Origin of the sequence: Paraburkholderia sp. J63 (genome assembly GCF_905220245.1) — a bacterium.
Taxonomy (GTDB): Bacteria; Pseudomonadota; Gammaproteobacteria; order Burkholderiales; family Burkholderiaceae; genus Paraburkholderia.
Genome location: NZ_CAJMZF010000027.1, coordinates 76189 through 88430, shown reverse-complemented (window position 1 = coordinate 88430; position 12242 = coordinate 76189). Strand labels below are relative to the sequence as shown.

At 66.9% G+C, this 12242-nt stretch carries 10 protein-coding genes; 7 read left to right on the top strand and 3 right to left on the bottom strand.

Annotation, left to right across the window (positions count from 1 at the left end):
- Positions 1-73 precede the first annotated feature (73 nt).
- The 4 genes from U5775_RS25510 to U5775_RS25495 all read left to right on the top strand — a co-directional run bounded on the left by U5775_RS25510 (position 74) and on the right by U5775_RS25495 (position 5330).
- Positions 74-1288, top strand: a complete 1215-nt coding sequence (locus U5775_RS25510) for a CaiB/BaiF CoA-transferase family protein (RefSeq protein ID WP_322060879.1) — start codon at positions 74-76, stop codon at positions 1286-1288.
- A gap of 34 nt (positions 1289-1322) precedes the next feature.
- Positions 1323-2072, top strand: a complete 750-nt coding sequence (locus U5775_RS25505) for an electron transfer flavoprotein subunit beta/FixA family protein (protein WP_322060878.1) — start codon at positions 1323-1325, stop codon at positions 2070-2072.
- Positions 2073-2086: 14 nt separating this feature from the next.
- Positions 2087-3034 (top strand): electron transfer flavoprotein subunit alpha/FixB family protein, encoded by a 948-nt coding sequence (locus U5775_RS25500; RefSeq protein ID WP_322060877.1) that lies wholly within the window; start codon positions 2087-2089, stop codon positions 3032-3034.
- Positions 3035-3239: 205 nt separating this feature from the next.
- On the top strand, positions 3240-5330 hold the full coding sequence (locus U5775_RS25495) for a VTT domain-containing protein (protein ID WP_322060876.1): 2091 nt from the start codon (positions 3240-3242) through the stop codon (positions 5328-5330).
- A 131-nt stretch (positions 5331-5461) separates the two neighbouring features.
- Here U5775_RS25495 and U5775_RS25490 read toward each other — a convergent pair whose 3' ends face one another.
- Complete coding sequence (locus U5775_RS25490; protein ID WP_322060875.1) at positions 5462-5737, bottom strand: hypothetical protein; 276 nt, start codon at positions 5735-5737, stop codon at positions 5462-5464.
- A 212-nt stretch (positions 5738-5949) separates the two neighbouring features.
- Between U5775_RS25490 and U5775_RS25485 the strand changes: the two genes are divergently transcribed.
- Together U5775_RS25485 and U5775_RS25480 are read left to right on the top strand one after the other, a co-directional pair.
- Positions 5950-7056: a Dyp-type peroxidase gene (locus U5775_RS25485; RefSeq protein WP_322060874.1), complete on the top strand. Its 1107-nt coding sequence runs from the start codon at positions 5950-5952 to the stop codon at positions 7054-7056.
- Positions 7049-7849, top strand: coding sequence for a family 1 encapsulin nanocompartment shell protein (locus tag U5775_RS25480; RefSeq protein ID WP_322060873.1), 801 nt, complete (start codon positions 7049-7051; stop codon positions 7847-7849). The genes U5775_RS25485 and U5775_RS25480 overlap by 8 nt, the downstream gene beginning before the upstream one ends.
- Positions 7850-7960: 111 nt before the next feature.
- On the opposite strand, the gene U5775_RS25475 is transcribed toward U5775_RS25480, so the two are convergent.
- On the bottom strand, positions 7961-10243 hold the full coding sequence (locus tag U5775_RS25475; RefSeq protein ID WP_322060872.1) for a TonB-dependent siderophore receptor: 2283 nt from the start codon (positions 10241-10243) through the stop codon (positions 7961-7963).
- A gap of 332 nt (positions 10244-10575) precedes the next feature.
- Here U5775_RS25475 and U5775_RS25470 point away from each other — a divergent pair, with 332 nt between their 5' ends.
- On the top strand, positions 10576-10896 hold the full coding sequence (locus U5775_RS25470) for a pyrimidine/purine nucleoside phosphorylase (RefSeq protein WP_322060871.1): 321 nt from the start codon (positions 10576-10578) through the stop codon (positions 10894-10896).
- A gap of 184 nt (positions 10897-11080) precedes the next feature.
- On the opposite strand, the gene U5775_RS25465 is transcribed toward U5775_RS25470, so the two are convergent.
- Positions 11081-12241, bottom strand: coding sequence for an enoyl-CoA hydratase/isomerase family protein (locus U5775_RS25465; protein WP_322060870.1), 1161 nt, complete (start codon positions 12239-12241; stop codon positions 11081-11083).
- Position 12242 lies beyond the last annotated feature (1 nt).

The window sequence follows — 12242 nt, the reverse complement described above, 5'->3', positions numbered from 1 at the left end:
GATGCGAAAGCTCGCCGCCGCGTATGACGCGCGGCGTGGCCTTCCATTCCCAACGAACCAGGAGTGCCTGCTGATGCAGAGCGACAACCCGAGCCTGCCACTGGCGGGCGTACGCGTCCTCGATTTTTCTCGCGTGCTGGCCGGACCGTGGAGCGCGATGGTGCTCGGCGACCTCGGCGCAGAAGTCATCAAGGTCGAGCATCCCGGCCGCGGCGACGACACGCGCGACTGGGGCGTGCGCGTCGGCAAGACCGAGACCGCGTATTTCAACAGCGTGAACCGCAACAAGCGTTCGGTCACGCTCGACCTGCAAACACCCGAAGGCCAGCAGATCGCGCGCGAGCTGGCGAAGACCTGCGACGTCCTCATTCAGAACTTCAAGTTCGGCGGCATCGACAAGCTCGGCCTCGGCTATGAAGCACTGAGCGCCGCGAATCCGCGTCTGATCTATTGCTCGATTACCGGCTACGACCGCACCGGGCCCGAGGCGAAGCGCCCCGGCTACGACCTCGTGGTGCAGGGCGAAGCAGGCCTGATGGCGCTGAACGGCGAGGCGCATCAGCCGCCGCTGAAGTTCGGCGTGGCCGCAGTCGATCTGTTCACGGGCATGTATTCGGCGCAGGCGATACTGGCCGCGCTCTACGAGCGCGAGCGCACCGGGCGCGGGCGCCACATCGAAATGGCGCTGTTCGACTGCGGTCTCATGATCACCGCCTACTACGGGCTCGAAGCGCTGCTGATAGGCGAGGACCCGCCGCGCTACGGCAACGCGCATCCGTCCATCGTGCCTTATGGCGTGTTCGATGCGGCCGATGGTCCGCTCGTCATCACCGTGGGCAACAACGCGCAATTCGAGCGCTTTTGCCGCGAGGTGATCGAGCGCCCCGACCTTGCCGACGACGCGCGCTACAAGACCAATATCCTGCGCGGGCAGAACCGCGAAACGCTCTTGCCCGAACTCACGCGCGAGCTGGGCAGCCGCCCTCGCAAGCTGCTGCTCGAACGCCTCGCACGCGCCGGCGTTCCGTGCGGCGAAGTGGCGGGCCTGCGCGAAGCGCTGCTCTCGCCGCGCGCGACGCAGGGAGGACTCGTCACGCAGCAACCGCATCCGCACACGGAAAGCGGCACGACGCCGGTGCTCGCGCCGCCGTGGCGCTTCGACGGCGAACGCATGCCCGTGCGCCGCGCGCCGCCGCAACTGGGCGAAGGCACGCGCGACGTGCTGGAACAGACGCTGGGCTATTCGGCGGAAAAGCTCGCCGAGCTCAAGAGCAAAGGCGTTATTTGACCGGTTTGAAATCAGGTGCATCAGGAGGAGTGCTATGAAAATTCTCGTACCCGTCAAGCGCGTGGTCGATTACAACGTGAAGGTTCGTGTGAAGTCGGATGGCACGGGCGTGGATATCGCGAACGTGAAGTTCTCGATGAATCCGTTCGATGAGATTGCGGTTGAAGAGGCGGTGCGGTTGAAAGAGGCGGGCGTAGCGACGGAAGTTATCGCTGTGTCCGCCGGGGTCGTGCAGGCGCAGGAGACGCTGCGTACGGCGCTCGCGATCGGCGCGGATCGCGCTGTGCTGATCGAATCGAATGAGGAGTTGCAGCCGCTTGCGGTGGCGAAGCTTTTGAAGGCGCTCGTCGATAAGGAGCAGCCTTCGCTGATCATTCTCGGCAAGCAGGCTATCGACGATGATTCGAACCAGACCGGGCAGATGCTTGCGGCTTTGGCGGGTCTGCCTCAGGCAACGTTTGCTTCGAAGATCACCGTCGCCGACGGCAAGGCCACGGTTGCGCGTGAAGTCGATGGCGGTGCTGAAACGCTTTCCCTGCAATTGCCCGCTGTGGTGACCACCGATCTTCGTTTGAACGAGCCGCGCTATGTCACGCTGCCCAACATCATGAAGGCGAAGAAGAAGCCGCTGGAGACGGTCAAGCCTGAGGATCTGGGTGTGGACGTGGCGCCGCGTCTGAAGACGCTGAAGGTGGCCGAGCCGCCCAAGCGTTCCGCAGGCGTGAAGGTCGCCGACGTGAAGACGCTGGTCGAGAAGCTGAAGACCGAAGCCAAGGTGCTGTGAGAAGCGAGGAAAAAATGACGAGTCTGGTTATTGCCGAACACGATAACGTGTCGATTAAAGCGGCAACGCTGAATACAGTTGCTGCGGCACAGAAGATTGGCGGCGACGTGCACGTGCTGATCGCGGGTCACAACGCGCAAGCCGCTGCCGATGCGGCAGCGAAGATCGCAGGCGTGTCGAAGGTGCTGCTGGCCGATGCGCCGCAGCTCGAAGTGGGTCTTGCTGAAAACGTCGAAGCGACGGTCCTGACGCTTGTGCAAGACCCGGCAAAGAACTACTCGCACATCCTGGCTCCTGCAACGGCAGCGGGCAAGAACGTCACGCCACGTATTGCCGCGAAGCTCGACGTCGCGCAGATCAGCGATATCACCGCAGTGGATTCGCCGGACACGTTCGAGCGTCCGATCTACGCGGGCAACGCGATTGCCACCGTGCAATCGCAAGACGCCATCAAGGTCATCACGGTCCGTACCACGGCATTCGATGCGGTCGCGGCCGTTGGCGGTAGCGCAGCGGTCGAAAAGCTCGAAGCGGCAGCAGACAGCGGCCTCTCGCAGTTCGTCGGCCGTGAGGTCACGAAGCTCGACCGTCCGGAACTAACGAGCGCGAAGATCATCGTCTCGGGCGGCCGTGGTCTGGGCAGCGGCGAGAACTACACGAAGGTTCTCGAACCGCTCGCCGACAAGCTCAACGCGGCACTGGGCGCCTCGCGCGCGGCGGTCGATGCGGGCTACGTGCCCAACGATTATCAAGTGGGTCAAACCGGCAAGATCGTCGCGCCGCAGCTTTACATCGCGGTCGGTATCTCGGGCGCGATCCAGCATCTCGCGGGCATGAAAGACTCGAAGGTGATCGTGGCGATCAACAAGGACGAAGAGGCACCGATCTTCAGCGTGGCCGATTACGGTCTCGTCGGCGATCTGTTCACGGTCGTGCCGGAGCTGGCAAGCACGCTCGCCTGACGGGGCGCGGGCCGCGAGACGCGCGTCGAGCGCACGCCATCGCGGCCACCACTCTCGCTCCACGCGCGCAATTGCGTGGCCGGTTATATTGCGCAGGGGGCGCCGCGCGCGACCGTGTGCAATCGGGCTCGACCTGGCGCACCCGGGCAGCGCGGTCCCCTGCCCGATCAACCGCCGCCACGCCCGCACCGAAGCCGCCTCGTCGATGGAGCACGCCTACGTCCAGTTGCTGCACCTGCTTGCCGACTACCCGGGCTGGACGCTCGCGTTCGTGGTGTTCGCCGCATTCGTCGAGTCGCTCGCGCTCGTCGGCACGTTTTTCCCCGGCAGCACGGCCATGTTCATCGCGGGCGCCTTCGCGGGCACGGGCACGCTCAATCTGGGCTGGCTGTTCGTCTGCGCGATCGCGGGCGCCGTGGCCGGCGACGCCCTGAGCTTCTGGATCGGCCGCCGCTATCGCGACTCCATCGCCCAGGTCTGGCCGTTCAGCCATCATCCCGGCATCCTCGAAAAAGCGCAGGCCTATTTCGAAAGCCACGGCACGCGCAGCGTGATCCTCGCGCGCTTCATCGCGCCGCTGCGCGCGGTGGTGCCCGTGGTCGCGGGCATGGCGGGCATGTCGCCGCTGCGCTTCTTCGCGATGAACGTGATCTCGGCGCTCGTCTGGGCGCCCGCGCACATCGTGCCGGGCGTGGTGTTCGGCGCGTCGCTGCAACTGGCGGGCGCCGTGTCGTTCCGGCTCGTGGTCGCGCTCGCGATCATCGTGCTCGCCGGCTGGCTGATCTGGCGCTTCACGCACATGCTGCTGGGCCACCTGGACGCCTGGGCCAGCGACTCGCGCCGCGCCGCGGCGCGCTGGGCCGCGGGCCACCAGGGGCCGGCGGGCCGCCGTCTCGCGCGGGTGCTCGATCCGCAGCAGCCGGCGCTCGCCGCGCTGCTCGTCGTCACGGCGCTCGTGCCCGTGTGCGCGGCCGTGTTTTCCTATGTGCTGAGCAATCTGCTGCACGGCGCGCCGCTCGTGCAGGTCGACCAGTCGGTGCGCCAGTTCCTCCACTCGATCCACACCACCTGGGCCGACGAGGTCCTCGCCCACGTCGAAACGCTCGGCAGCAACTACACGCTCGCGGCGCTCGTGGCCACCGTCACGGCGTGGATGGCGCTCGAGCGGCGCTGGCGCACCATCGGCTACTGGGCGCTCGCCGCGGGCGTCTCGCAGGCGCTCATCCTCGTGCTGCGCTTCGCGATCCACCACGACATCAACGGCGCGGCGCACGTGGGCGCCTATGTGTTCCCGAGCGACCGCGTGGCCTCGATGGTGATCGTCTACGGCTTCGCGATGTTCCTGCTCGTGCGGCGCGTGAACATGGCGCAGGCGGCCATGGTCGCGACGGTGGGCAACGCGATCGTGGTGGCGGTCACGTTCGCGGGCCTCTATTTCGACCGCTTCCTGTTCTCCGACGCCATCGGCGGCGCCGCGTTCGCCTCGATCTGGGTGGGGGCGGTCGTGCTGCTCTCGCTGTGGCGCTATCCGCAACGGCCCGCCGCTCGCAACGTGATGCCGTCCGTCGTGCTCGCCGTGCTCGCACTGGCCTTCGTGCTGCAGCGCGGCGTGGCGCAGCGCGAGGCCGAGCTCGCTTCGCACGAGGAGGCGCCGCCCGTGTCCGTCACGCAGCTCGCGTGGACCGATTCGCTCTGGAGGACGTTCGCGTGCTATCGCATCGACATGAAGGGCGAGCGGCGCGAGCCGATGACGATCCAGTGGGCCGCCAGCGCGAGCGATCTGCGCGCGGCGCTGCGCGACGCGGGCTGGAGCGAGGGCACGCAGTTCTCGCTGAAGAGCGTGCTCTCGCTCGTCGCGCCGAACGTGGATGTGCTTTCGCTGCCGCTTTTGCCCAAGCTGAACAACGGCATGCCCTCGCCGCTCGTGTTCGAGCGCGCGTATCTGCCCAGCGGACCGGCGCGGCCCGGCAGCCGCCGCGACGTGCTGCGCTTCTGGCCGACGGGCTATGCGATCGAGCGGCGCGCGGGCACGACGGCAACACCACCGACGCCAGCGTCCGGCGGCTCGGAGCTCACGCCGATCTGGGCGGGCTCGCTCGTGCACGAGCGCTTGCGGCGCGCGTCCTGGCCGTTCAACGTGCTGGCCACCTACACCGACAATGCCGCCAACGCGCGCGACGCCCGCCCCGACCTGGCTGCGCCGGGCCAGCCCCCGAGCTGGCGCGCGATCACCATGCCGGGCAGCGAGGGCTGCGAAGGCCGGCCCGTGACGCTGATCGTTTCCGGCGGCCGCTGAGCCCAACGCGCCTGCTGGAGCCGTTAGATCCACTGAACCTGCGCAACTCGCCGAGCCTGATCAACCCGCCGAGGCCGCCATATCCGCGCAACCCGCCAGCCCCACCGTCCCGCATCGGCGCCCCGGCCGCGCTAACCGCCGTGGCTTTCCGCCCAGCTTCCCGTCGCCCGAAAGCGGTCGATGCGCTCGCGCGCGTCGGCGTAGGCCGCGTCGAGCGCGGCATCGGGGCCGACGTAGTTGCGCATCAGATCGTGAAAGCGGATGCTGCGTCCTTCCAGATGCGCGTCCGCACCATGGCGGCAGATATAGCCGCTGTAATGAAAGAGCGGCTCGGGCGAGCGCGGCCCGAACGCCGGAATCGGCAACACCCAGATCTCGAAGCCTTCATGCTCGGTGTGATCCCACATGGTGTGTCTCTCAGAGGCCGTGACGACGACTATCGTCGCACGCCAGGCCGCTCGCCTGCAAACCGCCCTTTTTCGCGAGTTTGGCTAAACTATGCGGGCAGCCGGCTCGCGCGGCGCCTTGGCGCGCCCGCCGCGAGCGGCACCCCGCAAGCGCCCTGCGCCCCGACCTGGCACCGAACAAAGCCAAACCAAGCCGAGCGATACCCCACACCATGACGCCGTCCACCGCAACGCCCGATCCGCAGTCTGTTTCCACTCCCGTCACCCGCAGCGCGTTCTTCATCGTCGCGACCCTCAACGAAGACGCCGCGAGCCGCGCCGCCGTGCGCGCCTGGTGCGCCGACGTCGCCAATCTCGTGCGCGCGGTCGGCAAGCGCGTGCCGGGCGGCAACCTCTCGTGCGTGGTGGGCTTTTCGTCCGACGCATGGGACCGCTTGTTCGGCGACCCGCGCCCGGCCGAGCTGCATCCGTTCCGCGAATTCGGCTCGGGCGAGCGCGTGGCGCTCGCCACGCCCGGCGACCTGCTCCTGCACATCCGCGCCGACCAGACCGACCTCTGCTTCGAGCTGGCCACGCAACTGATGAGCCGGCTCGAAGGCGCGGTCACGACCGTCGATGAAGTGCACGGCTTCCGCAATTTCGACATGCGCGCGATGATCGGCTTCGTCGACGGCACCGAGAATCCCAGCGGCAACGAGGCCGTGCATTTCACGGTGATCGGCCCCGACGAGGACCCCGATTTCGCGGGCGGCAGCTACGTGCTGGTGCAAAAGTACCTGCACGACATGAAAGGCTGGAACGCGCTCACCGTGGAGGCGCAGGAGCGCGTCATCGGGCGCACCAAGCTGCAGGACATCGAGCTCGACGAAAGCGTGAAGCCGAGCTGCTCGCACAGCTCGCTCACCACGCTCGAAGACGCCGACGGCAACGAGATCAAGATCCTGCGCGACAACATGCCGTTCGGCCGGCCCGGCTCCGGCGAATTCGGCACCTACTTCATCGGCTACGCGCGCTCGCCCGCGCCCATCGAGCAGATGCTCGAAAACATGTTCGTCGGCAAGCCGCCCGGCAACTACGACCGTCTGCTCGACTTCAGCCGCGCCGTCACGGGGAGCCTGTTCTTCGTGCCCTCGGAGCCGCTGCTCGAAGCGCTCGCCGAGCGCGTGCCGGGCTCGGCCGCCACCATCGACGTGGCCCCCGCCGACGCGAACGCAAACACGAACACGAACGACCAACCTGAACCCGAGCCCGCTGCCGTGCCGTGCGCGGACGGCTCGCTCGCCATTGGATCCCTCAAAGGAGCACCCCGGTATGAATAATCTGCATCGCGAGCTGGCGCCCATTTCCACGGCTGCGTGGTCGCAAATCGAAGAAGAAGTCGCGCGCACCTTCAAGCGCTCGCTCGCGGGCCGCCGCGTCGTCGACGTGAACGGCCCCGGCGGCATGGACCTCGCCGCCGTCGGCACCGGTCACCAGAGCGGCATCGAGGCGCCGCTCGAAGGCATCCGCGCGCGCCAGCGCGAAGTGAAGGCGCTGGTCGAGCTGCGCGTGCCGTTCGAGCTTTCGCGCGAAGCCATCGACGACGTCGAGCGCGGCGCGGAAGACTCCGACTGGCAGCCGGCCAAGGACGCGGCCACGCGCCTCGCGTTCGCCGAAGACCGCGCGATCTTCGACGGCTACAAGGCCGCGCAGATCACGGGCATTCGCGAAGGCACGTCGAACCCGCTGCTGCCGATGCCCGCCGACGTGGCCGATTACCCGACCGTGATCGCCAAGGCGCTCGAGCAGTTGCGCCTGCAAGGCGTGGACGGCCCCTACGCGGTGCTGCTGGGCTCCGACGCCTACACGGCCGTGAGCGAGGCGAGCGACTCGGGCTACCCGGTCCTCGAGCACATCCGCCGCCTCGTGAAAGGCGAGATCATCTGGGCGCCGGCGCTCGAAGGCGGCAGCATCCTCACCACGCGCGGCGGCGACTTCGCGCTGCACCTGGGCCAGGACGTCTCGATCGGCTACTCGTCGCATGACGAGAACGTCGTGCGCCTCTATCTGCAGGAGAGCTTCACGTTCATGATGCTCACGTCCGAGGCTTCGGTCACGGTCACGGGGGAATAAGCGCGGCCGCTGCATGACGCGCAAGCACGTGCATACGCGCGTGTGAAAAAGCAGGGGGCGCCTCGAGCGCCCCCTGCTTCGTTTACGTCATGCGAGCGTGCGGCGCAAGCCTCACTGATAGAAGTTCAGCGTGACCATCGCCGAGCGGCCCGGCGCCCACGTCGCGTAGATCGGATACGCGCTCTGGTAGTACTTCCTGTCGAAGATGTTGTTCACGTTGAGCTGCAAATCGACCTTCTTCGTCACGCGCCACGTCGCCGAGGCGTCGAAGCGCGCGTAGCCCGGAATCCACTTGCGCGTGGTCGACGACACCGACGCATAAGTCTCGCTCGACACCGTCGCGCCCGCGCCCAGCGTGAGCTTCGGCATGACGTCGTAGCTCGTCCACAGCGTGAAGTTGTGCTTGGGCACCATCACCATCGGCAAGCCGGAGTTCTGCGGGCTGGTCGGGCCCGCGTTGGTCGTGATCGCATCGAGATACGAGTAGCCGCCGAACACGGCCCACTGGTTCGTCACGTTGCCCGCAAAGCCGAACTCGAAGCCGCGCACGCGCTGCGAGCCCGCGTTGATCGTGCCGCCAAGGCCGTCGCTCACGCGCGCGTTGGTCTTGTCGGTCTGGAACAGCGCCGTGGTGAGCGAGAGGCGCTCGTGGAGCACGTCCCACTTCGCGCCCACTTCGATATTGCGCGAGCGCTCGGGCGCGAGGTCCTGGTTGGTCGCCGTGATCTGGTCGGTGCCGCCGCCGAGGCCCGAATTCGCGCCCGGCGGATTCGCCGAGGTGCCATACGACGCGTACAGGCTCACAGTCTGGATCGGCTTGAACACGAGGCCGAACTGGTAGCTGAAGAGGTTCGAGGTATTCGACAGATCGGGCACGCCCGCCTGCTGCGCCGTGACGTCGAAGCGGTCGAAGCGCAGACCCGCGTTGAAGATCCAGCGCTCGGAAAGCTGCACGCTGTCGAACAGATAGGCCGAGGCGGTATTGGTCTGCGTATGCGTGGCCGGTCCCGGGAAGCTCTTGTCGCCGTTGAGCAGCACGCTGCCGGTCCACGGATTGTTCGGATTCCAGTACGCAAGCGGCGTGCAGTTGTAGGCCACCGAGCACGGGCCGCCCGAACGGATGTTGTTGCCCGCCGAATCGGCCACGAGATAGCCCTCGTAGAGATCCTGCTCGTGGCTGAACTCCACGCCCGCCGTGAGCGTATGACGCATGCCGTAGAGGTCGAACTTGGCCGAAGCCTCGGTCTGGTTCGCCACGCTGTTGGTCGCGTATTTGCCGCTCTTCGCCTGCAGGCTCAGGATGTTCGAGGTCGCGCTCGTGAGCTGCGGATTCGTCGCAATGTAGTCGAGCGTCGAGCGGCCGAACATCGTCGTGTTCTTGAGCTTCCACGCATCGTTGAAGCGGTGCTCGACCTTCACTTCGCCCGTGTCGTTCTGGCCGCGCCGGTAGTCGCGCGCGTTCAGCCCGTAGAACTGGCCGCGATTGGTGGGCACCGGCGTGCCGCCCGTCGAGCGGAACGGCACGCTGAAGTCGGGCATGTCGTAGGTGTTCAGGTGGTAGTAACTCAGCGTGACCGTGGTGGGCGTGTTCAGGCCGAACGCGATCGACGGCGCCACGCCCCACCGCTTGCTGTAGATGTCGGTGCGGCCCGGCTGGTCGGCGTCGTGGCCCATCGCGTTCAGGCGGATCGCCGTGGTGTCGTTGAGCTTCTGGTTCCAGTCGACGGTCGCGCGGCGGTAGCTGTCCGTACCCAGACCCACGCTGCCGTTGATGAAGTTGTCGTTCTGCGGCGTCTTGGTCGTGATGTCGATGCTGCCGCCCACCGAGCCGCGCCCCGCATAGACCGAGTCCGGGCCCTTCACGACGCTGATGTTCTCGACGTCGAAGGTCTCGCGGTTCTGCACGCCCGAGTCGCGCATGCCGTCGACGAAGATCGAGTTGCGCGACTCGAAGCCGCGAATCACGGGACGATCGGCGGAAGGATTCGCCGCCGCGTCGCCGCCGAGGAAGGTGATGCCGGGCACCGTGCGCAGCGCGTCCTCGAAGGTCGTGACGTTCTTTTCCTTGAGCACTTCCTGCGGGATCACCGTGACCGAGCGCGGCGTGTCGATGAGCGGCGAGGTGAACTTGTACGAGTCGAGCGTCTTCGCCTGCATTTCGGAGGGCGCCGACATGACCTTCACGGCGGGCAAAGTGGCTTCGGCGGCGGCGTTGGCGCCGGCGTTGGGGCTTGCATTGGAACCTGCATCGGCGCCCGCATCGGCGATGGACACGGGCGCGTCAGGCGCGGCGTGAGCGGCCTGGGCGTGAACGGCGGGTGCGAAAAAGCCGGAGCAATACAAGGCTGCAACGGACGCGACAGCGCGCATCCGCGTCGGGAAGAGGACGGACATGGTGAGCGTTTGGATTGAAGGCGGACACGTCCTGAGCCGGGCGTCACGCGCCGCCCGCGTCAGCGAAATCCTGTGTTAAGTCTTATTTACGAATGCGTATGATTCTCATTTGCTGTTGCAATTGTAATTAAACGTTATAGATGTGTAAACTGTCGTTATGCGTTTTGCAGGTTTTCGCTGACGGACTCAGGAAGACCTACCCCGCCAAAAGCACCGGGCCGCTTCGCCGCATGCGTCGAGGCCGGTATGATGTCGGTCCCGCTCCGGGCGCGCAGGATCGCGCCCGCCTGGCGCCAACGCATCCATTCACGACGACTCAGAGGAAGACCGCCATGACGGCCGCAACCCAATTCGACCAGGTTTCCGTAGTCCGCAAAGCCAACGTCTATTTCGACGGCAAGTGCGTCTCGCACACGGTGCTGTTCGCCGACGGCACGCGCAAGACGCTCGGCGTGATCCTGCCGGGCCAGCTGAACTTCGGCACCGACGCCCCCGAGCTGATGGAAGTGCAAGGCGGCAAGTGCCGCATCCGCCTCGACGGCAGCGATGAGTGGAAGACCTATGGCACAGGCGAGTCGTTCTCGGTGCCGGGCAAGAGCCGCTTCGACATCGACGTCGTCGAGACGCTCGACTACTGCTGCAGCTACCTGTAAAGCGCGCACGCGCTGGTGGCCGCCAGCCCACGCCCGCCCTGCCTCGCGCACGGCGGGCGTTGTTGTTTTTTGGGGTGAGGTGCTGCGGGAGATCGCGGCGCGCCAAGCGCCGGACGGGTGGAGTATGAAACGATGCGGCGCGCAGACGATCCGCGCGCCGCGAGCGTTCAGCGCATGGCGCGCGTCACGCGCCCAGATCGGCGAGCGGATGCGCCTGCGCACGCCACGGCGAGCACAGGAAATGCCGCACGCGCTCCTCGCGCAATTCAGCGAGCGTCGCGGGCGCCCAGCGCGGCTTGCGGTCCTTGTCGACGAGATGCGCACGCACGCCTTCGCAGAAGTCGCCCTCTTCGATTGCGCGCGCAACGATCCCGAGCTCCATGCGGAAGTTTTCGGCGAGTGTCAACTGGCGGCCGCGCAGCAGCGCCTCGCGCGTGACTTCGAGCATCGTGGGCGAGTAATGCGTGAGCGCGTCGAGCGTGGTTTCGAGCCATGCGCGCACGTCCTCGGGCTGCTCGCGCTCGAGGTCGGCGTGCAACGCGCCGACGATCTGCTCGACGCGCGCACGCGGCTCGAAGTAGCGGGCAATCTGCGGCGCACGCGCGATCAGCGTGCTGGCATCCGCGGCGTGAGACGGCGCGTCGCGAGATACGTCAAACACGCCGCGCAGCGCTTCGAGCACGTCGCCATCGAAGCGGGCCTGCGCGAGACGCGCCTCGTAGCCGTCGAGCCACTCGCCCGGCACGCAGATATCGGCGAGATGGCAGTGCAGTGCGTCGGCGCCCGAAAGCAGCACGCCGGTCAGCCCCACGTAGAGCCCGGTTTCCACCGGCATCTTCGCGAGGAAATGCGTGGCGCCCACGTCGGGCAACATGCCGATGCGCGTCTCCGGCATCGCGATCTTCGTGCGCGTCGTGGCCACGCGCAGCGCCGCCGCCTGGCCGAGGCCCATGCCGCCGCCCATCGTCACGCCGTCGAGCAGCGCGACGAGCGGCTTCTCGAACGTATGCAGCGCGTAGTCGAGCCGATATTCGTCGACGAAGAACTGCTGCCAGCCGTGTTCGCCCAGGCGCTCGCCCGCGCGCGCGAGCCGGTCGATCGCGCGCACGTCGCCGCCTGCGCAAAAGCCTTTCGGGCCCGCGCCTTCGAGCACGAGCGCGACGATCGCGTCGTCGCGGCGCACGCGTTCGAGCTGCACGGCAATCTCGCGCACCATCGCATGCGAAAGCGCGTTGAGCGCGGCAGGGCGGTTCAGCGTGATGATCGCGACGCGATTGACCACGCGGAACAACACGTCCTGTCCGGCTTCCGGTGGAGTCTCGGCGGAAGCGGGTAGTGCATTCATT